The sequence below is a fragment of the Gulosibacter molinativorax genome, from assembly GCF_003010915.2.
Taxonomy (GTDB): domain Bacteria; phylum Actinomycetota; class Actinomycetes; order Actinomycetales; family Microbacteriaceae; genus Gulosibacter; species Gulosibacter molinativorax.
On the sequence record NZ_CP028426.1, the window covers coordinates 1146203 to 1167118 of the forward strand.

At 66.9% G+C, this 20916-nt stretch carries 17 protein-coding genes; 1 reads left to right on the plus strand and 16 read right to left on the minus strand.

Annotated features, from left to right (window positions below; translation table 11 throughout):
- Nucleotides 1–66 precede the first annotated feature (66 nt).
- From rbfA to dxr, 14 genes are all read right to left on the minus strand, one after another.
- Complete coding sequence (gene rbfA / locus GMOLON4_RS05465) at nucleotides 67–492, minus strand: 30S ribosome-binding factor RbfA (RefSeq protein WP_026935619.1); 426 nt, start codon at nucleotides 490–492, stop codon at nucleotides 67–69.
- Nucleotides 485–3469 carry a translation initiation factor IF-2 gene (gene infB, locus GMOLON4_RS05470; protein ID WP_026935618.1) on the minus strand — a complete coding sequence of 995 codons (2985 nt, stop codon included), beginning with the start codon at nucleotides 3467–3469 and terminating at the stop codon, nucleotides 485–487. Before infB ends, rbfA begins: the two co-directional genes overlap by 8 nt.
- 73 nt (nucleotides 3470–3542) lie before the next feature.
- Entirely contained in the window at nucleotides 3543–3848 is a 306-nt protein-coding gene (locus GMOLON4_RS05475; RefSeq protein ID WP_084147256.1) for a YlxR family protein, read from the minus strand.
- 16 nt (nucleotides 3849–3864) lie between these two features.
- Nucleotides 3865–4866, minus strand: coding sequence for a transcription termination factor NusA (gene nusA, locus GMOLON4_RS05480; protein ID WP_026935617.1), 1002 nt, complete (start codon nucleotides 4864–4866; stop codon nucleotides 3865–3867).
- 77 nt (nucleotides 4867–4943) lie between these two features.
- A complete protein-coding gene (locus GMOLON4_RS05485) occupies nucleotides 4944–6755 on the minus strand; it encodes a proline--tRNA ligase (RefSeq protein WP_026935616.1) in 1812 nt (603 codons plus the stop codon).
- A gap of 18 nt (nucleotides 6756–6773) precedes the next feature.
- Entirely contained in the window at nucleotides 6774–7484 is a 711-nt protein-coding gene (locus tag GMOLON4_RS05490; RefSeq protein ID WP_026935615.1) for a hypothetical protein, read from the minus strand.
- Nucleotides 7481–8467, minus strand: coding sequence for a vWA domain-containing protein (locus tag GMOLON4_RS05495; protein WP_051265818.1), 987 nt, complete (start codon nucleotides 8465–8467; stop codon nucleotides 7481–7483). The genes GMOLON4_RS05490 and GMOLON4_RS05495 overlap by 4 nt, the downstream gene beginning before the upstream one ends.
- Nucleotides 8464–9459 (minus strand): VWA domain-containing protein, encoded by a 996-nt coding sequence (locus tag GMOLON4_RS05500; RefSeq protein ID WP_051265815.1) that lies wholly within the window; start codon nucleotides 9457–9459, stop codon nucleotides 8464–8466. Before GMOLON4_RS05500 ends, GMOLON4_RS05495 begins: the two co-directional genes overlap by 4 nt.
- Nucleotides 9450–9992, minus strand: a complete 543-nt coding sequence (locus tag GMOLON4_RS05505) for a hypothetical protein (protein ID WP_026935614.1) — start codon at nucleotides 9990–9992, stop codon at nucleotides 9450–9452. The genes GMOLON4_RS05500 and GMOLON4_RS05505 overlap by 10 nt, the downstream gene beginning before the upstream one ends.
- Complete coding sequence (locus GMOLON4_RS05510) at nucleotides 9979–10890, minus strand: DUF58 domain-containing protein (RefSeq protein WP_051265812.1); 912 nt, start codon at nucleotides 10888–10890, stop codon at nucleotides 9979–9981. The genes GMOLON4_RS05505 and GMOLON4_RS05510 overlap by 14 nt, the downstream gene beginning before the upstream one ends.
- A gap of 2 nt (nucleotides 10891–10892) precedes the next feature.
- A complete protein-coding gene (locus GMOLON4_RS05515; RefSeq protein ID WP_026935612.1) occupies nucleotides 10893–11888 on the minus strand; it encodes an AAA family ATPase in 996 nt (331 codons plus the stop codon).
- A 70-nt stretch (nucleotides 11889–11958) separates the two neighbouring features.
- Nucleotides 11959–13104: a flavodoxin-dependent (E)-4-hydroxy-3-methylbut-2-enyl-diphosphate synthase gene (gene ispG / locus GMOLON4_RS05520; RefSeq protein ID WP_181244087.1), complete on the minus strand. Its 1146-nt coding sequence runs from the start codon at nucleotides 13102–13104 to the stop codon at nucleotides 11959–11961.
- Nucleotides 13105–13125: 21 nt separating this feature from the next.
- Nucleotides 13126–14454, minus strand: a complete 1329-nt coding sequence (locus tag GMOLON4_RS05525; RefSeq protein ID WP_026935610.1) for a M50 family metallopeptidase — start codon at nucleotides 14452–14454, stop codon at nucleotides 13126–13128.
- Nucleotides 14455–14465: 11 nt separating this feature from the next.
- A complete protein-coding gene (gene dxr, locus GMOLON4_RS05530) occupies nucleotides 14466–15566 on the minus strand; it encodes a 1-deoxy-D-xylulose-5-phosphate reductoisomerase (protein ID WP_035731271.1) in 1101 nt (366 codons plus the stop codon).
- Nucleotides 15567–15679: 113 nt separating this feature from the next.
- Between dxr and GMOLON4_RS05535 the strand changes: the two genes are divergently transcribed.
- Nucleotides 15680–16696, plus strand: a complete 1017-nt coding sequence (locus GMOLON4_RS05535; protein WP_026935608.1) for an asparaginase — start codon at nucleotides 15680–15682, stop codon at nucleotides 16694–16696.
- 50 nt (nucleotides 16697–16746) lie between these two features.
- On the opposite strand, the gene GMOLON4_RS05540 is transcribed toward GMOLON4_RS05535, so the two are convergent.
- Nucleotides 16747–19719, minus strand: coding sequence for an FtsK/SpoIIIE domain-containing protein (locus tag GMOLON4_RS05540; protein WP_026935607.1), 2973 nt, complete (start codon nucleotides 19717–19719; stop codon nucleotides 16747–16749).
- Nucleotides 19719–20843: a DUF4192 family protein gene (locus GMOLON4_RS05545; protein ID WP_026935606.1), complete on the minus strand. Its 1125-nt coding sequence runs from the start codon at nucleotides 20841–20843 to the stop codon at nucleotides 19719–19721. The genes GMOLON4_RS05540 and GMOLON4_RS05545 overlap by 1 nt, the downstream gene beginning before the upstream one ends.
- Between the last annotated feature and the right edge of the window lie 73 nt (nucleotides 20844–20916).

A 20916-nucleotide genomic window follows, 5' to 3' on the forward strand; every position in this document is an offset into this window, starting at 1 on the left:
CCGGTGAGTCGCGATCGAGTCAATCGCGCACACCATCCAGATGGCCAGATACAAAGCGAAGCAGCGCTAGCTGTCTTCCTCGGTCTCGTATGGGTTCTCGTCGCCCGCGTAGGACTTCCCCTCGCGTTCACGCGCCACAGCGGCGTCCTGCTCGCGAGCCTTCGCGAGCAGATCGTCGAGGTGAGCGGCGTTCTCGGGGAGAGCGTCGTGGACGAACTCGAGGGTCGGCACGAGTCGAATGTTGAGGTTCTTGCCGACCTCCGAGCGGATGCGCCCGGTCGCGCGCTTGAGCGCAACGGCCGAGCTCTTTCGCTCCTCGTCCGTGCCGTACACGGTGTAGAAGATCGTCGCGTGCTGCAGGTCGCCGGTCACTCGCACATCGGTGAGGGTGACGAAGCCCAAGCGGGGATCGCGGATCCCACGCTCGAGAATCTTCGCCACCAGCACCTTGATGCGGTCGGCCAGACGCGCTGCGCGGCCGTTATCAGTCACGAGGCTTCTCCACCATTTCGGTCGTCTCGATCTCGTCACCGATCTGCAGGTCGTTGAACTTGCCGAGGCCGATACCGCACTCGAAGCCTTCGCGGACCTCGGTCACGTCGTCCTTGAAGCGGCGCAGCGACTCGATCGCAAGTCCGTCGGCCACCACAACGCCGTCGCGCAGGATGCGCGCCTTCGCGTTGCGGGTGATCGTCCCCGACTGCACGAGACAGCCGGCGATGTTGCCGAACTTGGACGAGCGGAAGATCTCGCGGATCTCCGCCACACCGGACTGGACCTCTTCGTACTCGGGCTCGAGCATGCCCTTGAGGGACTTCTCGATGTCCTCGATCGCGTCGTAGATGACCGAGTAGAAGCGGATGTCGACGCCTTCCGACGAGGCCTTCGCGCGCGCCTTCTGGTCGGGTCGAACGTTGAAGCCGATGATCACCGCGTTGTCGATGGTCGCGAGGTCGACGTCCGACTCGCTGATCGCACCCACCGCACGGTGGATGATCCGCAGCTGAACGGTGTCGTCCACCTCGATCTTGAGGAGCGAGTCCTCGAGCGCCTCGACGGCACCGGAGGCGTCACCCTTAAGGATGAGGTTGAGCGACTGGACCTTGCCCTCTTCGAGCGCGCGGGTGAAGTCCTCAAGCGACATGCGCTTGCGAGCCTTCGCGAGCTGAGCGTTACGCTCAACGGCCTCGCGCTTCTCGGCGATCTGGCGTGCGGTGCGGTCATCGTCGGTAACGATAAAGGTGTCACCGGCGCGAGGTACCGAGCTGAGGCCCTGTACCTGTACCGGACGCGAGGGCCCTGCGGCCTCGACCGCGTCACCGTTCTCATCCGACATCGCACGCACACGACCGTGGGCCGTACCAGCGACGATCGAGTCACCGACGCGCAGCGTACCCGACTGGATGAGCACGGTCGCGACCGAGCCACGACCGCGGTCGAGCTTCGCCTCGATTGCCGTACCACGCGCATCCTTGTTCGGGTTGGCGCGCAGGTCGAGCGATGCGTCAGCGGTAAGCAGCACCGAGTCGATGAGCTCGTGGATGCCGTCACCCTGCTTTGCCGACACGTCGACAAACATGGTGTCGCCGCCGAACTCTTCGGCGATGAGACCGTACTCGGTCAGCTGCGAACGAACCTTCTGCGGGTTGGCACCCTCGACGTCGATCTTGTTGACCGCGACGACGATCGGCACATTGGCCGACTGTGCGTGGTTCAACGCCTCAATCGTCTGAGGCATGATGCCGTCGTCCGCGGCGACCACGAGGATCGCGACGTCGGTGACGTTCGCACCACGAGCACGCATCTGCGTGAAGGCCTCGTGACCCGGGGTGTCGATGAAGGTGATCGCGCGGCGAACGCCGTCGTGCTCGCCCCACACCTGGTACGCACCGATGTGCTGCGTGATGCCACCGGCTTCACCGGCGCCCACGTCGGCACGACGAATCGCGTCGAGCAGTCGGGTCTTACCGTGGTCGACGTGACCCATGACGGTCACGACCGGCGGGCGCGGCTCGAGGTCGTCATCCGATTCCTCTGCCTCTTCACCCTCGAGGTCGATGTCGAAGTCCTCGAGCAGCTCGCGGTCTTCATCCTCGGGCGAGACAACTTCGATGCGGTAGCCGAGCTCTTCACCGAGGATCTCGAACGTGGCCTCATCGAGCGACTCGGTTGCGGTTGCCATCTCACCGAGGTGGAACAGCACAGTTACGAGGTCACCGGGCGATGCATTGATCTTGTCGGCGAAGTCCGAGATGGATGCGCCGCGACGCAGGCGAATCGGGGTGTCGCCGTTACCGCGAGGTACCTTGACGCCGCCAATCGACGGTGCCTCCCGCAGCTCAAATTCTGCCCGCTTCGTCCGCTTCGACTTTCGTGCCTTGGACTTGCTACCGCCGCGACCGAAGGCGCCAGCGGTACCGCCGCGACGACCACCGCCGCGACCGCCACCGCCACCACCGGCAGGCGCGCCGCCGGGACGCGCAGTGGTGAAGCCGCCGCCACCAGCGCCGGGACGACCGCCGCCGCCACCAGCACCGCCGCGACCGCGGTTCGGGCCCTGTGGGCGCTCACCGGGAAGTACGCGCGGCTGACCTGGGCGCGGTGCCGAGGGGCGCGGGCTCGTGCCGGGCTTGGGGGCACTGCCACCCGCGCCACCTGAGCCGCCCGGGCGCGGAGCACCCTGGCGCTGGCCGGGGCCGCCGCCCTGCTTCGAGCTGAACGGGTTGTTGCCGCCGCGGGGACGGCCCATTCCCTGCGCGGATGCGTAGGGGTTGTTGCCGGGGCGCGGTCCGCGCGGGCGCGGCATCGCGTTCGGGCTTGGCTTATTCGAGTCCTGGCCGGGCTTCGGTGCGCCCTGGCCCGGCTTCGGTGCCGACGCGCCAGGCTTGGGAGCCGAGGCGCGGCCGGGCTTTGGTGCCTGACCCTGAGCATCCTTGTCCGACGGGGTCGGAGTCGGCGCGACCGACGAGCGAGTCGGCGGTGCTGCCGGGGTCTCCGCGGCCGCGGCCGGAGTCGGGGTCGGTGCGACGCCCGAGCGCGGACGCTGTTCGGTCTGCGCAGCGGGCTTCGGTGCGCCAGACTTCTGCGCGGGCTTGGGCGCGGGCTTCTGGCCGGGCTTCGGAGCCGCGGAACGCTGACCCGGAGTCGGCGCTGGCTTCTGGCCGGGCTTCGGAGCCGCGGCGCGCTGGCCTGGCTTCGGTGCACCCGGGGTTGCGGCCGGCTTTGCCGCGGGCTGGGCCGGAGCCGCCTGCGACTTCTCCGGTGCGGCAGCGGCCGGTGCATCGTTTGACGAGCCCTCGCCGGCTGCGGCGCGTCGCTTGAACTCGTCGCGGAGGCGACGGGCGACCGGGGGCTCGACACTGGACGAAGCCGTCTTCACGAACTCGCCCATTTCCTGCAAGGTCGATAGAACGACCTTCGATTCGACGCCTAGTTCGGCGGCGATCTCATGTACGCGTGGTTTTGCCACTTTTCTCCTCACCAGGGCCTGCCCCGGTGGGGAGCAGACCTAATAACTTCGGTTGTGCCTCATCGTGAGCCACTCATGATTGGTCCATAGTCCGATCAACAACCTTTGCTGTCTGAGCCGAGGCGGGCGCCTCGGCCAATAGTGCGGCGTACTTCCGTACGTCGGTGTCGTCCGCATCCCTGATTCGCAAGGCCCTTCGGAAGGCCCGCCGCTCGAGTGCGTTATTCACGCATTCGAGCTTCGGATGCAGCCATGCCCCGCGGCCAGGTTGGCTAGCTTCCCGGTCTACCAGGAGCTTGCCCTCAACTACGACAATGCGCGTGAGTTCTGACCTTGGGGCGAGCGATCGGCAGCTGATGCACGTTCGCACTTGACCCATACTACTCCTCCGATTGCTATTCGGAGTCCTCGAGAATGCTATCCGGCTGAATATCAATGCGCGCGCCGGTGAGCTTCGCGGCGAGTCGCGCGTTCTGCCCCTCTTTGCCGATCGCCAGCGACAGCTGGAAATCGGGCACGAGCGCCCGCACGGCCTTCGACTTCTCGTCGAGCACGAACGCACTCGACACCTTCGCAGGGCTGAGCGCGTTCGCCACGAACGTAGCGAGGTCGGGCGAGTAATCGACGACGTCGATCTTTTCGCCGGAGAGCTCATTCGTCACGGCGCGCACACGCGCGCCGAGTTCACCGATGCATGCACCCTTGGCGTTGATGCCCTCGACGTTGGCGCGCACCGCGACCTTCGAGCGATGCCCGGCCTCGCGCGCGAGCGAGACGATCTCGACTACGCCATCCGCGATCTCGGGAACCTCGTGAGCGAACAGCTTGCGCACAAGCCCCGGGTGGGTCCGCGACACGGTGATCTGCGGCCCGCGCAGCCCGCGTTCCACCTTGGTCACGAACACGCGCAGGCGCGTGCCGTGCGAGTAGTCCTCACCCGGGACCTGTTCCTCGGGCGGCAGGATCCCCTCGACCGAGCCGAGGTCGACGTGGATCATGCGCGGGTTGGGACCCTGCTGAACCACGCCCGCCAGGATGTCGCCTTCGCGACCACGGAACTCGCCGAGGACCTTGTCGTCGCCGTGCTCGCGGAGTCGGATGTTGATGACCTGCTTCGCAGCGGCGGCCGCGATTCGCCCGAAGTCCTCGGGCTCCTCGATCGCCTCGCCGATCTGTTCGCCGTCTTCGTCAAGCTCGGGCACGAGGATGTTCACCTCACCGGTCTTTCGGTCGAGGTGCACGCGCGAACCCTCGGGCGGCGGAGTCTGACCGGCTTCCTGGGTGGTGTGCTTCTGATATGCCGTCAGGATGGCCTGTTCGAGGATCGAGGCGAGTTCTTCGAACGGGATCTCTCGCTCGCGTTCGAGCATTCGTAGTACTGCCAGGTCAATCTTCATTGGCGCTCCTTTATTCAGCTATCGGTATTCAGCTTTCGGGTATTCAAGTGTCGCTTGCGCGGGTCCGTGAGGAAAACTCAGCGGACCTTCTGCGCAGCAGCCTCTAAGGATACCTCACGAGCTGCGAGCAGCGTGGGAACCGCCTCGGCAATCTCAACCTGGGTGCGCTCGTTGGTGCGACGGTTCCACAGCTCGACGATTCCATCGGCGGCGCCGCGACCCGCGATGAGAATCCACGGCACGCCGATGAGCTCGGCGTCGCCGAACTTGACGCCCGGCGATTCCTTGGGACGGTCATCCAGCAGCACTTCCAGCCCGGCTGCTTCAACCTCCGTGGCGAGTTGCTCGGCCACCTGGAATGGCACCCCGCCCTTTCCGGTCGCGACGACGTGCACGTCGTAGGGCGCGACGGCCTCAGGCCAGATGAGCCCACAGTCGTCGTGGTTCTGCTCGGCGACGAGCGCGAGATCGCGCGTGACGCCAATGCCGTAGGAGCCCATGGTGACGACGACGAGTTTGCCATTGCGATCGAGCACCCGCAGGTCCATGGCCTCGGCATACTTGCGGCCGAGCTGGAACACGTGACCGATCTCGGTCCCGCGCTTGGTGGTCACCGGGCCCGAACCGTCGGGGGCAGGGTCGCCATCGCGCACATCCGCTGCTTCGATGCGGCCATCGGGGACGAAGTCGCGACCCAGTACGAGGCTGTGGACGTGGGTATCCGCGGCGTTCGCCCCAGCGATCCAGTTCGAGCCCTCGCCGATGCGCGCGTCGAGGTAGTACGGAATGCCCCATTCGCCCTCGGCTCCGAGCACCTGGCGGCCATCCAGCCACGGACCGATGTAGCCCGGCACGAGCTGCGGGTGGCGTTTCAGGTCGTCTTCGTTCGCGATCTCGACCTCGCGCGGCGAGAACGCCGCCTCGATTCGGCCTAGGTCGGCCTCGCGGTCGCCCTCGACGGCAACCACGATGACCTCGCGGTTGCCCTCGTGATCGACGAGCGCCAGGACGACGTGCTTGAGGGTGTCGGCTGCGGTCCACGCCTTCTCCCCCGCGAGGTCCTGGTTCGCGACCTCGACTAGCGCGGCGATCGTGCTCGCACCCGGGGTGGCGAACGTCGTCGCGGGGCCTTCCGCGGATGCGTCGCGAGCCGGTGCCTGTGTCGAGACGTACGCCTCAACGTTCGCCGCGTAGCCGCCGGCCGACTCCACGAAGGTGTCCTCGCCGACTTCGGTGGCGTGCAGGAACTCCTCGGACTTCGACCCGCCCATCGCGCCGGCCTGCGCATCCACAATCACGTACTCGAGGCCGAGGCGCTGGAAGATGCGCTCGTATGCGTCGCGCTGCTTCTGGTAGCTCTCGTCGAGACCGGCGTCGTCGATGTCGAATGAGTAGGCATCCTTCATCGTGAACTGGCGGCCGCGCAGCAGGCCCGCGCGAGGGCGCGCCTCGTCGCGGAACTTGTCCTGGATCTGGTAAATCGTCAGCGGGAGGTCCTTGTAGGACGAGTAGAGGTCCTTCACGACCCCCGTGAACGCTTCCTCGTGCGTGGGCGCGAGCACCATCGGCGAACCCTTGCGATCCTCGAGGCGGAACATCGAGTCGCCGAAGTCGCTCAGTCGGCCCGTCGCCTCGTACGTCTCGGCGGCGAACAGCGCGGGGAAGATCATTTCCTGCGCCCCGGCGCGCGCCATCTCCTCGCGGACGATCGCTTCTACCTTGTTCTTGACCTTCAGGCCGAGTGGTAGCCACGCGAAAATTCCCGGAGCTTGGCGGCGGATATACCCCGCGCGCACGAGCAGTCGGTGGCTGGCAACTTCCGCATCCGCCGGGTCTTCCCGCAGCGTGCGAACGAACAACGTAGTTAGGCGATCAATCACGCCAGCCATCGTACCGTGACGCTGGGCCTACCAAGGTTCGTCGACGCTGCCGCCGCTGCCGCCCCCGTAGTTGTCGTTTTCTTGGACGTCCTGATCCCGATTTTCCTTATTCTCGTCGAGCCCGTTCTCGAGTTCGTCGAGGGCATCCGGATTCGGCTGCTGCTCGGGCTGCGGGGTGCTCTCGGGGTCTTGCTGATCGGGCTGCGGCTGCGACTGTTCGAACTGCTGCAGCTTCTCGAGGATGCGCTCGTGACTGTCATCGAGCGAACGGTTCGACGTCGACTGGTCGCACGCCGGATCCTGCGCCTCGATGAGCGCGATGGCCTCTTCATACTTGGCATACGCGCCCTCGGCGCTGCCCTCCGCCAGGAGCTTGTCGCCCTCGCGCTCGAGGGTGATCGCGAAGTTGGCGCGGATTGGACACTGCTCGGCCGGGGCCGCGAGCTCGAGCGCGGTCGTGAACTGCGCGCCAGCCTCGGCCAGCGCATCCAGCTCGAGATAGCTCGTGCCCATGTTGTAGTGCGGTTTCCAACGCTCGACGAGGTTGATCAGCGCGAGCTGGCCCGAGGTATTGAGGGCCTCCTCGTGCTTCTCGTCCTGGTGCTGCGCGATCGCCGTCTTGGCGACGAAGTGCTGGCCGATAAGCAGCACCCCGAGTGCGCCCGCGAGCAGAACCACGGGCAGGCTCCAGAGCAGGATGCGGCGGCGCAATTTGCGCAGGGTCGTCACGGGTTTCATTCGAGTTGCTCCCTCGCGTCGCGAAGCTCGGCAGCCGCGCGGCCGAGCGCCCAGACCTCGGTCAGAAGCACCGCGAGCACGACGAGCGCGAAGATCCAATAGAGCGGGAACGTGGTGCGCAGCGTCGACTCGCTATCGAGGCTCTGCCCGCGGCCCGGATCAACTTTGGCCGCAACCGGCTGGTCGGCCGCCGTGCGGTGCTGATACGACACGTTGAGCTCGCCCGCAATCGTCTGGAGCGCCTCCTCATCGATCTGCGATACCGCGTCGCCGCCCTCGTTTTTCCGCACGTACGATCCGGTAGTGCCGTAGCGATCGTATTCGCGCATCCTGCCGCCGTCGGCCGTGCCGTAGCCGAACACGGCGCCGCCCTGAATGAGCCCCGCGGAATCCCCGAAGGATTCCGGGCCGGCCTCGGCCGTGTGTTCGCCGTCGCCGAGGTAGTAGACGACGCGCACGCGGTCGGGGTATTCGGTCGAGGCGCTGTCGAGGATATCCGCGACGAGCTCGGCGGCAGCACCAATCGAGGTGCCGGATGCGAAGCGCACTTCCTCGGGATACATCGTGTCGAGCGACTGCTGCAACGCGGTCGCGTCGGTCGTGAATGGCAACCGCTGCACCGCGGCCGAGCCGAAGCTCACGATCGAGTAGCGCGCACCCGGATGCTGCTGCGCGAGGGCGACCACATCCGTCTTCATGCCCTCGAACCGCGGCTCGGTGCCGTTCCAGTCCTCCGCCGCGGCGGAGGCCGAGTTATCGACGACAAACAGCACGTCGACCGATTCGTCGGCCACCTCGGTCGGCACCGCACCGATGCCGGGGCGGAAAAGCGCCGCGATGAGCGCGAGCACCATGACTCCGCGAAGCACCCAGCGCATCCGTGTGGCGCGACTGGCCAGGGCGAGGCTATAGCCGACCCAGGCGAGGAGCACGATGCCGATCAGGACGAGCGCCCAGGCGGGCAGCATCGGATTGAAGGTCATATGCGCAGCCTCCTCGCGAACACGAGGTACACGGGAACCAGGATGAGCATCCACCAGAGCCAGGTTTCGGGCCGGTCGATCACGAGCAGCTGCGGGGCGCCCTCGATCTTATTGGTCTGATCGCTCGTGATGTCGTCGACGATCGTGTCGATCGCGCCGTCGTCTTCGAGCGAGAAGTACTGGCCGTCGTGCGACTCGATCACGTTGCGGTACTCGGCGGCGTAGGCGTCGCCCATGTCGTTCGCGTCGAGCGCGTAGACATTGACGAAGTGTTGCCGGGCGAACTCCGCCGCCTGGGGCAGCGAGACCGTCTGGGAGCCGTTGACCACATTATCGGTCGCGAGGATCACCGAGCGCGAGCGGTCGTCGTCGACCGGCTGCCCGCCCTCCGAGGGCGATGCCCCCTCGAACTGCATGACGCACGAGGCGAGCCCGTCGCCCACGAGCGATGCGCCAGCGTTGTTCAGCGTGCCCGAGTTGAAGTAGGAGGAGTTGACGCCCGTGAGCATCGAGTCGCGCACCTGGGTCAGCTGCTCCTCGATGAACCGGTAGTCGTCGGTCAGCGGGAACACCGGCACCGCGGATGAGTTCCACAGCACGAGCGACATGCGCTCGCCTTCGAAGCCCGGCAGCATCTCGAGATACCTGTCAATGACCCGCGCGTCGAAGTCCACCATCGACCCCGAGACGTCGAGGCACAGCACGATGTCGCGATTGTATTTCTCGGGCGTCTCAACCTTCGTGTAGACCCATCGGGCACTCGCCATCGTCGTCACGCCGATCAGCGCGATCACGACGACCGCCGCCACGATCGCGGCCGCATTGGCCCGGTCGATCGCCTTGAGGTAGCCCGGCAGTTTCGTGAGTCGCTCGGAGTTCGCGATGGGCACTCCCCCGCGCTTTCGCTTCGGTTCCCACACGAACACCACGACCGCGAGGACCACGACGATCGCCGCGACGAGGAACGGCAGCCACCAGTACGCTAGCGCCATCCCGCGAGCACCTCCCTCGCCATGTGGATGCTCTTGCCAAGATCCTGCTGCGGCTCCGCCCCGAAGACGGCCGGGTAGAACTGCTCGACCGCGCGGGTGGTGCCGCGCAGCTCGGTGCGCCGCAAGTCGCTGAGGGTCATGTGGTCCGCAGGGATTCCCGTCGCCTCCGCGACGTATTCGCGCACGACCGCGCTGAGCTGCTCGTGCGCGGCCTTGGGGTCGAGCGTGCCGTTCATCGACGCCGTCTCGATCTGCGCGATCTTCGAGTACCCCTCGTGCTGGAGCTTCTCGAGGTCCACCGGCGGCTCGGTCTTGGCCTTCATTTTCGTCGGCTTCGTGCGCCCCGCGGTGAACAACAACACGAGCACGTAGAACGCGGCGATCAGCGCCAGAATGGCGATCCCGAGCACGAGCCAGAACGGGCTGTAGCCGACGAGCGGCATGACCTCACCTGGGTTCGGCTCCGGGGTTGGGCTCGCCTGGTTCGGCACGATCGCGGCGAGGAAGTGCTGGATGCGATCAGCGGCGAGCATGCTGCCTCGCCTTCAGCGCGCGCAGGAGCTGCGGCACCGCATCCTCGTGGCGACCGATGCGCGCGACCGACACACCGCGATGCTCGAGCAGCTCGCGCATGCGCTCGCGTCGGGTCGCGTACTGCTCGGCGAACTCGCGGCGCAGGCGCGAGTTGTCGCGCAGCATGGACGGCATCTGCCATTCCCCGTCGACGTCGAATACTCGACCCTGTCCCTGCACCATGGCGGTCGGGTCGGCATCCAGCACCTCGACCCAGACGAGCTCGTGCTGCGCCGAAAGCGCGACAATCTGCGCCTCGAGTCGCTCCGAAAGGTCGATCTCGTCGGTCACCACCACAACCAGCGAACGGTGCCGCAGCGTCGCCCGCGCGCGGTCGAGGAGGGCCTCGGTGGACGAGACCGGCGACTGGAGCGAGGAGTCGTCGTGAATGTCGCGCAGCATCCGCTCGAGCGCGGCCTCGCTGCTGCGGAAGGGCCGGGCGCGCACCGTCGAGGAATCACCCGCGATGAGGCCGACCTCGTCGCCGTGGCGGACCGCGAGGTACCCGAGCGTTCCGGTCACGGTGACGGCGATGTCGCGCTTGAGGTCGCCGCCGAGCGAGTGCGCCGCCATGTTGCGGCCCGTGTCCACGATGAACATCACGCGGTGGCGCCGTTCATCCGCCCAGCGACGAATCAGCGTGGTCTGCGCGCGGGCCGAGGCTTTCCAGTCGATGTCGGCCACCGCATCCCCCGGAACATACTCGCGCAGGTCGTCGAAATCGAGGCTGCGGCCACGGTGAATCGACGCGTAGTGGCCGTCGAGGAGGTGTGTCGCCTTGCGCCGCGAGCGAAGGTAGAGACGCGACTTCACTCGGGTCAGGAGTGACCCAGTCACGGGTGAGACGGGCTGCGTCACGGTTATGGCGTCCGTACCGACGCGAATACCGCGTCGACGATGCGCTCGGGCGTGACACCGGTTGCCTCGGCCTCGTAGCTCAGCAGCGTGCGGTGGCGCAGGATGCGGTGGCCGAGCCGGCGGACATCCTCGGGGATGACGTGGTCGCGACCCTGCAGGAGCGCCGCCGCCCGCGCGCCCGCGGTGAGGTTAATCGCGGCGCGCGGCGATGCACCCACCTCGACCAGCCGGGCGAGCTCGGGTTCGAGGTACTGCTCGACGTGACGGGTCACGTAGGTCAGCGACACGATGTACTCGGTGATCGCGGGGTCGACGTAGACGCGCTTGGTGAGTGCCTGGAGGTCGAGGATGTTCTCGAGCGAGGCGACCGGTTCCTGTTCCTCTTCGAATACCCCAGCGTCGATGCGCCGGAGAATCTCGGCCTCCTCGGCGGGCGTCGGATAGTCGAGGACATCCTTGAGCATGAAGCGGTCGAGCTGCGCCTCGGCGAGGACGTAGGTGCCTTCCTGCTCGATAGGGTTCTGGGTTGCGATGACGAGGAACGGCTTGGGCAGCGGGAAGCGCTCGCCGCCGATCGTCGTCTGGCGCTCCTGCATCGCCTCGAGCATGGCGGATTGCGTCTTCGCGCTCGAGCGGTTGACCTCATCGAGCAGCACGAAGTTCGCGTGCACCGGGCCGAGCTTCGTGACGAACTCATTGCGCTGCGCGTCATAGATCTGCGTGCCAATGATGTCGCTCGGCAACAGATCGGGGGTGCACTGGATGCGCCGGAACGACCCGCCGATCGAAGCGGCGAGTGCCTCGGCCGCGGTCGTCTTCGCGAGCCCCGGCACCGACTCGAGCAGCACGTGGCCGCCCGTCAGCAGCGCAATGAGTAGCGTCTCGCGCAGTTGCAATTGGCCCACGACCTTGCCGCTGAAGGCCTGCACGATATCGCCGATGACCTCTTTCGCTGAGGCAAGTTCTGCAGGCGTAATCCGCTGGCGTGGTGAAGTCATGACTGCCATCGTAAGCCTTCCGAGCTGCGCGGGCCCAGGATGGTCGGCCCAGGATAGTTCCCGCGATCGGCTACGTCAGCACCTCGGGTGAGCCGACCTCATCCCGCGGCATGTCGGCCGCGATGCGCTCGGCTTCGGCGATGAGCGTTTCCACGATTTCCGATTCGGGCACCGTGCGAATCACCTCGCCCTTCACGAAAATCTGGCCCTTGCCGTTGCCGCTCGCGACGCCGAGGTCCGCCTCGCGCGCCTCCCCCGGTCCGTTCACAACGCAGCCCATGACGGCGACACGGATGGGCACGGTGAGGTGCTTGAGGCCCTCCTGCACAGACTCGGCGAGGGTGTACACATCCACCTGGGCGCGCCCGCACGAGGGGCACGAGACGATCTCGAGGCGGCGCTCGCGCAGGTTGAGGGACTGCAGAATCTGCAGCCCAACCTTGATCTCCTCGACGGGCGGAGCCGACAGCGAAACTCGGATGGTGTCGCCGATGCCGTCGGCGAGGAGCGAGCCGAAGGCGACCGCGGACTTGATCGTGCCCTGGAACGCCGGGCCGGCCTCGGTGACGCCGAGGTGGAGCGGCCAGTCGCCGCGCTCGGAGAGCATCCGGTAGGCCTTCACCATGACAACCGGGTCGTTGTGCTTGACCGAGATGCCGAACTCGTGGAAGCCGTGTTCCTCGAAGAGGCTCGCCTCCCACACCGCCGACTCAACGAGGGCCTCCGCGGTGGGCCGACCGTACTTCTCGAGCAGCGAGGGCTCGAGGGAGCCGGCGTTCACGCCGATGCGCAGCGCCACGCCCGCGTCGCCCGCGGCCTTCGCGATCTCGCCGACCTGGTCGTCAAATTTCCGGATATTGCCCGGGTTGACGCGCACGCCCGCGCAGCCGGCGTCGATCGCTTGGAAAACGTAGTTGGGCTGGAAGTGGATGTCGGCGATCACCGGGATCGGGCTCTTCATCGCGATGATCTTCAGCGCGTCCGCATCCTCCTTGCGGGGCACGGCGACGCGAACGATATCGCAGCCCGCGGCAGTGAGCTCGGCGATCTGCTGCAGCGTCGCATTGATGTCGTGCGTGGGCGTTGTCGTCATCGACTGCACCGTCACGGGCGCGTCGCCACCGACGTAGAGCGAGCCCACCTTGACCTTCCGCGTCTTCTTGCGCGGGGTGATCAGTTCGGGGATCTTGGGCATTCCGAGGTTCACTGCGGTCACGCGGACAGTCTACGTCCCGCGCTACCCGAACAATCGGATGGGATTGACAATGTCCGTGAAGATAAACAGTGCGCCGATGATGAGCCACACGATCGCCATCACCATGGTGACGGGCAGGAGCTTGGCCGCGTCGAATGGTCCCGGGTCGGGCTTGCCGCGGATCTTCGCGAACCAGCGACGCAGGCCGTCGTAGAGCGCAGCCGCGACGTGCCCGCCGTCGAGGGGCGGCAGCGGGATGAGGTTGAAGACGGCGAGCGCAATGTTCAGCGAGCCCACGATTTGCACGATCGTCGCGACGCGGTCGATCACGGGGATGCTGTCCTGCGCCGCGATCTCGCCCGTGATCCGGCCGACGCCGACGACGCTCATGGGGCCGTTGGGGTCGCGCTCGGCGCCGAGAAATCCGGCCTGGAACATCTGCACGACGCGTTGCGGGAGCGTCACGACGACCTCGGCGACGCCCTTAATGTTCTGCCCGTACATCTCGCCGACGTACGCGATGTCCTGCTGCTTTCGCTCGCTCGTCGCGGTGAATCCGACGAAACCGACCGTCTGCGTGACCGGGTTGCCCGCCTCGTCTTCGATCACTTGACCGGTCGTCTCGTCGAGGACGTACACCTCGTTCGGTCGCGGGGTCACCGTCAGGTCGAGCTCGGCGCCGTCACGCTCGACGGTGAGCTTGATCGGCTCGCCGACGCTGACGCGGATGGTGTTCTGCAGCTCGTCCCAGCCCGAGATCGGCTTGTCGTCGATCGCGGTGACGGTATCGCCCGGCATGAGCCCCGCCGCGTATCCGGGCGCCGGCTCGGGACAGTCATCCGGCACAGTCTCAGTGCCTGCGGGCACGACGCATTCGTAGACGTCGCCGACCGTCGTCGTGGGCTGGTAGACGCCGAAGCCCATCGCGACGATCCCGAAACACACCGCCGCGATCACGAAGTTCATAAACGGCCCACCGAGCATGATGAGCAGGCGCTTCCAGACCGCCTGGCGATAGAACGCCCGGTGTTCCTCGCCCTCGGGGATGCTCTCGGCGCTCGTCTGCCGACCGTCCTCGATCATCTGCGAGACGAAGCCCGTGCCCTGCGCGGTGGCCTTGTGGCCGGGCTTCGGCGGGTACATCCCGATCATCGAGATATAGCCGCCGAGCGGGAAGAGCTTGATGCCGTACTCGGTTTCCTTGGTCTTCTTCGACCAGATGGTCGGACCGAACCCGACCATGTACTGCGGCACACGAACGTTGAAGAGCTTGGCGAAGGAAAGGTGGCCGAGTTCGTGCAGCGCGATCGACAGTCCCAGCCCGATCAGGGCCGCGACGATGCCAACGATAAACAGCAGTACTCCGGTCACGGGCGACTAGCCTACGCCCGGATTCGCTGATGGGCGGCTGAGCGTGCCCAGTTCTCAGCTTGGAGGAGCGACTCCCGCGTGACTTCGCGCTCTTCGCCCGGCCACGCATCCACCACCGCGCGGACCGTGTCGACGATGCCGAGGAACGGGATCGCGCCCTCGTGGAAAGCGTCGACCGCCTCCTCGTTCGCCGCGTTGAACACCGCCGGATATGCTCCCCCGGCCCGACCGACCGACTTCGCGAGTTCGAGCGCGGGGAAGGCATCCTCGTCGAGCGGTTCGAAACTCCACTGTTGCGCCTTCGCCCAATCCATCGGCGGCACGGCCGCGGGCACGCGTTCCGGCCAGCTGAGCCCGAGCGCAATCGGCAGGCGCATGTCGGGCGTAGATACCTGCGCGATCGTGGCGCCGTCGACGAACTCGACCATCGAGTGGATGATCGACTGGGGATGCACCACCACGTCGATCTGCTCGAACGGCACGTCGAATAGGACGTGCGCCTCGATCACCTCGAGCCCCTTATTCACCAGCGTGGCGGAGTTCGTCGTCACGACCCGGCCCATGTCCCACGTGGGGTGCGCGAGTGCCTCCGCGGGCGTCACTTGCGCGAGCGCTGCTCGGCTTCGCCCTCGGAACGGGCCGCCGGATGCGGTCAGCACAAGTCGTGAGACCTCCGCGCGGTTTCCCGAGGCGAGGCACTGCAGGATCGCCGAGTGTTCGGAGTCGACCGGAACGATCTGCCCGGGCGCCGCGAGCTGCTTCACGAGCGCGGCACCGACGATGAGCGACTCCTTATTTGCCAGGGCGAGCGTCGTACCAGCCTCGAGGGTTGCGAGCGTGGCACCGAGCCCCGCAGAGCCGGTGATGCCGTTGACCACGACGTCGGCTTCGGTGTCTCGCACGAGCGCCTCGGCGTCGGCCGCACCGAGGGCCGTGGCGGAGGTCGGCACCCCGAACTCCCCCGCGAGCCTTTCGAGACCCGCCGCATCCGTTCCCGCGCTGAGCCCCGCGACGACGAAGCGCTCGGGGTTGCGCCGAATGATGTCGAGCGTCTGGCTCCCGATTGATCCGGTCGCGCCCAGTACGAGCACCCGTCGCGGGGTGGTGTTCATCGTGATCTCTCCTCTTCGCGGCGTGGTTCACACGCTCGTGGGCCCCGCCGAACCGCGTAGCATGGCTAAGCTATTCCCTTTGCTTGCGGAGGGCCAATTATTACGGAGGTACGGTGGCAGGCACGTTCTTGGGCAAGGACTCGGTGGAGCTCGCCGTCGTCACGCGCGGCGGATTTATCGAGTCTCGTCACGTGGGGTCCGCCGCCGTGGTGGATGCGAACGGCGAGCTGCTCCTTTCCCTCGGCGACGTGCGTGCGCCGATTTTTCCGCGCTCGACGCTGAAGTTTGTGCAGGCTCTCGCGTCGCTTGAGGCGGGTGCGCCGCTCGACGGCGAGCACCTTGCCGTCGCGTGTGCGTCGCACGTCGGCACACCGCTCCACGTCGCGCTGGTCCGCGACATCCTCGGCCGCGCCGGTCTCGATGAATCGGCGCTGCAGTGTCCCGCGACGTGGCCCGCCGACCGCGCGTCGCGCGACTCGCTCATCCGTTCCGGAGAGCCGAGCGCGCGCGTGTTCATGGAGTGCTCCGGGAAGCACGCCGGATTCCTCGCGGCGTGCTCGGCCGCAGGCTGGCCCGTCGAGAACTACCTCCACCCCGACCACCCGCTGCAGAAGCTCGTGCGCGAATCGCTCGCGCGCTTCGCGGGCGAACAGATTTCCGTCACCGCGGTGGATGGCTGCGGTGCGCCGGTGTACGCGGTATCGCTGGCTGGAATGGCACGCGCGATGTCCCGCTTCGCGACCTCACAGTCCTCGTCCCCGTTCGGCATTTTTCGGAACGCGGCGAAGATCTGGCAGGCCACGCTGAAGCATCCCTGGACAATCGCGGGCCACGGCCGCCCAGACTCCGTTGTGATCGAAGAACTCGGGGTGCTGGCGAAGACCGGCGCCGAGGGCGTGCTCGTGCTCGTCGCACCGGACGGAACCTCGGTGGCGATCAAGTCGCTCGACGGGTCGTCCCGGGCCAATATGCTGCCTGGGCTGCAGCTCTTGGTCGCGGCGGGATCGATCGATGCCGCGCGTGCCGAGGCCGTCCTTCCGAAGCTTCGCCTCGCAATCAGCGGTGGTGGCCAGACCGTTGGCGCAATCATGCTGGGTTCGGACATCCCCACCGTCATCGAACGGGACTAGCTCATCGAGCGGGACTAGCCCGACGAGCGGGACTAGCCCATCGAGCGCGGCTACTCGGGGCGGCGCTCGATCCCGATCGGCCGCCCGTCCAGCAACTGAACGCGCCGCACGGAGCCATCTGGCAGCCGGAGCAGCGCGCGAGTGTGGCTGTCGTCAAGCGCCGGGTACAGCGCATCCCCGCGAAAGGTGCTGCGCCACTCGCCTGGGGTGAGCCCTACCGCGAGGACCGCCAGCTGCTCGGCGTACTTCGGAAGCGCGCCGTAGGCGGCGTTCCACTGGTCCAGCTCGCCGACAATGACCCGCTTCCCCAGCGCCAAGTCGAGCTCGCCGGTGCGCGCCGCGGCCGGGCTCGGGACCTGGCCGAATTCGTGTCCGTCGTCGGTGAGTGCCGCGCGGACCGGCCCGAGGCGGCGGCCAACCACCACGAGCCCGGTCTCTGGGACGTTGAACGGGAGCCACCGTGCCATCGACACTGACGCCGCAGTAACCGTTGACGCTGCCGCAGCCGCTGACACAGCAGCTGGCCCAGCAACTGCAGCAGGCCCAGCAACAGCAGCTGGCCCAGTAGCTGCCGTGGCCACCTCCAGGCATTCCGCGGCAGGTTCGGCGACCTCGGCCACTTGCACCAGCAACCGGCCGAGCCGTCCACGGCCCGGGTTCAGCCGCTCCTGCCAGTCCCCCGGTTCCCCGCCCTGTAGGATCCATTCCTGTCGCGACGGTGCCGCGAGATACAGGCTGTCGCCGCACAGGCCGCGAAGCTTTTGCATCGAGCCCGACACTCGCCTTGCCGTCAGTACCACGCTCATCCCGAGCCTGGCGCCCGTCCGCAACAGTCGCTGTAGCCCCTCGAGCCACTCGGCTCGATGCTCGTCGTCAAACTGCTGCTCGAGTAGGTCCACGTCGTCGACGAGCACGATCGTCCAGGCCCCGGTCCCGCCCCGCAGCAGTCGCTTCAGCGCATCCCAGGCGGTTTCGGCCTCGGCACCCAAGTCAATCACGGTGCTTCCGCTGGCTCGCGCGCCCGCCGCGATGGCGCGGAGGACGCCACTCTTGCCGCTCTCGGCCATGCCACTCACGAACAGGTGCTGCCCGGGGCGATCGAGGCTGATCACCGGCTGCTGCTGCCGTTCGGGAACATCGGCCAAGGCGTACGCGATGCCGACGGGGATGCGATCGTGCCCGAGCGCGTGCGGAGACAACGAAGTTGGCAGCGGCGGATGCCAGGGCCTGCGTACTGCTGGCAGGTTCGCGTCGCTGCGGCGAGTTTCTTCCCGCGTCGCGAGTTCCTGGATGAGGGCTGGTCGCGCCACCGCGACCTGTACCTCTTCGGCCTCATCCCCGCCGATTTTGATGAGCGCCCTGCCGCGCAACTCGCGATTGAGCTCGGCAGCGTCAGGAGCACCCAGAAGCGTGTGCGAGTCGCTCGGCTGCTCGACCCGCAGGCACAGGCGGATCGCCGCGTTCGCCAGCAGCTGCTCACGAAAGGCGCCGGTCGGGCGCTGCGTACAGAGGACCATATGGATGCCGAGGCTGCGGCCCCGCGCACCGACGTCACTGAACACATCCTGCAGCTCGGGATGCGCCTCGACGAGCGCCTGAAACTCGTCCACCATCACCACGAGCCGCGGCACGACGCCCGGTTCAAGATCGGCAATGTCACGCACGCCAAGATCACGCAATGCGAGTTCGCGCCGGCGCACCTCAGCACGCAGGCTCAGGCCTACGCGAGCCGCCTCGTCGTCGTCGAGATCCGTCACCACGCCGACGCAGTGCGGTAGGTTCGAGATCGCGTCAAAGGTCGCGCCGCCCTTGAAATCGAGGCACAGGAGCGTGCACTCATCACTCGTGTAGGACGCCGCCAGCGCCGCCGCCCACGCAATCAATAGTTCGCTCTTCCCGCTGCCGGTAGTCCCGCCGATCAGCGCGTGCGGACCGTGCCGGACGAGGTCGACGGTGCTTGGGCCATCCGCACCGAGCAGAAAGTTCGCGCCAAGGCCGACTGGCGTGGGTGACTCTGCCGCGACCGCGGGAACCAAGTCGGCGAGCTCGCAGCTCGTGGGAAGCCTTCGGGATGCGCGGGACCGCTCGCGCTGGGCCACCACAACCCCGGGCAGCCAGCTCGCGAGCTCGGCGGCCGACAGAGAATCACACTGCATCCGCAACCGACGGCCCGAGGAGTCGATCAAGACGCTCTCCCCGCTCGGCTCAATGAGGATCTGCACCACGGCGTCGGTCCCACTGGCGGGTTCGGTCGCGGCCGGGTCGGCGAGTTCGGCGGCATAGGGTGCTTCCGGCCACGCACCCGGCTCTGCGTGGTGCGCCTCGATCTGTACCTCCGCTCGGGCGCGTGGCGATATCTCGACGCCCGCGGCGCGCAGCTCCGCGGCAATGCCGCCCGACAGCTCGCCCGTGAGCGAAAGACGCGCCGAGCGTCGCTCATACAGCAGCTGCACCAAGAGCGCGCGCACGGCGCCGGCAACTTCCACGCGGGGCCCGCACACGCGAACCTTGCTGCATTCGATTGCGTGGGGCGCGCTTTCCAACCTCGCGGCCTGCTCGACCAGTTCGCGGCTGCGCGCATCCGTCCCGGAACCCTCGGTCCGCAGCCCGCTGCGAACCGAGGTGGTCCCGACGACGATGCCGGGTTCGACACGGTGCGCGCCTGCCACGAGGTCGCTCGCAAGGGGATGCTCGATGCGGCGCCGCGCTCGCAGTCGCGCGTGTGCCGCCGCGATATCAGCTTCGGCAATCGCGACTGCAGCCTCGAACTCGGCGGTCGCGCGCTTTCGCCGACGTCGGCGACCGATCCGTTGGTCGATCACATTCGCGGTGCCGAGCACCGGGCCAAGAATCGCGAACATCAGCACGTACGGAGTCCGAAGCAGGGCGAAGAGGATGATCGCAACCACCACGGGAGCAATGGTCATCAGGATCGGGAAGCCATTCGCGGGTGGCTCATCTGGCAGCGATGGCAGCCGGAGCGCCGCCTCCTGCTGATCCGCCGGTGCCTCGGCAAGCTGCATCACTCGGTGACTCCCAACAGCTCGTCGAAGTCGCCCTCGGTAAATCCCCCCGTGACGCCCACCTCACGGATCCAGCCGGGGGTCACGCCGCTGCCGCTCGCCATCTCGACGAGCCGGGCAATTGGATGCGAGGGGTCGCGGCGCAGCGCCTCGCGTGAGTAGTGGTTCGAGAGCGAGCTCGACCCGCGTGCCCACTCGAGCCAGCCGAGGGCCGCGTACCCAGCGGCCGCGTCTCGCTCAGGCACCACGGCGAGCAGCTCCCGCAAGAGCGCTACCCCCTCGGCTGCGCGAGGAAGTTGGATCGGCTCGATCTCGAGGCGATCGGTGATGAGGCTGTCGATAATCTGGTCTTCATCAATGTTGAGCGCCATCCACACGAGCTCGAGATCCTCGGCGATCTGCCGTCCGTATACGGCACTCGCCAGGATGCACTCGGTAGTCAAGAGGTCGCGGAACCCGACCGTGACGATCGCCTGGGCCGCGGTCTTCGACGCCACCGAGAGAGCGGCGTGTGCTTCCCCGCCTTCGCGACGCGCGCGAACATCGTGCAGCAGATCTTCCCAGGCGAGGAGCACTCCGGAAAGCTCGAGTTCGCGCCCCATTGTGCCGATCACCTCGATCGCCCGTAACAGGCTCCGTCTCGTATTCCGGGTACCCCGGGTGATGGCGACGAATTCGTCGAAGCCGGGAAAACGCAGCGCTTCCGCCCCGTAGTTCAGTTCCTCGAGTGGCCCCGTCTCCGATCCATCGAGACTCGACCAGCCGTTGGCCGCGACGGTAATTGCTCCGCGTCGTCGGACCCCACAGAACAGCAGCGCATCCCCGATCGCCCGTTGATAGGCGTCGAACGGCACTCGTCCCGCAACGATCGGTCGTTCGGTGAAGACGACGAACAGTACCTCATTGGCATCCGGCAGCTGCGCAAGCTGGTGGAGGACGAACAAGGCGTATTCCTCGGGGCTCGCGGCATTCTCTGGTCCGGGCAGGTCGATCCGGATGCAGGCGCGGCCGTGGCCGTGAGTGAACGGTAGGAGTACGAGTGAGTTTTGGGGCAGGTAACCGACCATTTCGGGGACGGTGTTCAGGATGTCGATGGCGGTGCGAAGTCGTTTCGTCTGGCTCATGCCGCACACAGTACGAGGGCGTGTGAGCTAATTGCTCTCACGCCCTCGCGAACTGTGCAGAACCGCCGAAGCG

Coding starts and splice junctions, on each gene's coding strand:
- GMOLON4_RS05475 (WP_084147256.1), bottom strand. CDS start 3,848: ATGGGTCAAGTGCGAACGTGCATCAGCTGCCGATCGCTCGCCCCAAGG.
- nusA (WP_026935617.1), bottom strand. CDS start 4,866: ATGAAGATTGACCTGGCAGTACTACGAATGCTCGAACGCGAGCGAGAG.
- GMOLON4_RS05485 (WP_026935616.1), bottom strand. CDS start 6,755: ATGGCTGGCGTGATTGATCGCCTAACTACGTTGTTCGTTCGCACGCTG.
- GMOLON4_RS05490 (WP_026935615.1), bottom strand. CDS start 7,484: ATGAAACCCGTGACGACCCTGCGCAAATTGCGCCGCCGCATCCTGCTC.
- GMOLON4_RS05495 (WP_051265818.1), bottom strand. CDS start 8,467: ATGACCTTCAATCCGATGCTGCCCGCCTGGGCGCTCGTCCTGATCGGC.
- GMOLON4_RS05500 (WP_051265815.1), bottom strand. CDS start 9,459: ATGGCGCTAGCGTACTGGTGGCTGCCGTTCCTCGTCGCGGCGATCGTC.
- GMOLON4_RS05505 (WP_026935614.1), bottom strand. CDS start 9,992: ATGCTCGCCGCTGATCGCATCCAGCACTTCCTCGCCGCGATCGTGCCG.
- GMOLON4_RS05515 (WP_026935612.1), bottom strand. CDS start 11,888: ATGACTTCACCACGCCAGCGGATTACGCCTGCAGAACTTGCCTCAGCG.
- dxr (WP_035731271.1), bottom strand. CDS start 15,566: ATGAACACCACCCCGCGACGGGTGCTCGTACTGGGCGCGACCGGATCA.
- GMOLON4_RS05540 (WP_026935607.1), bottom strand. CDS start 19,719: ATGCAGCTTGCCGAGGCACCGGCGGATCAGCAGGAGGCGGCGCTCCGG.
- GMOLON4_RS05545 (WP_026935606.1), bottom strand. CDS start 20,843: ATGAGCCAGACGAAACGACTTCGCACCGCCATCGACATCCTGAACACC.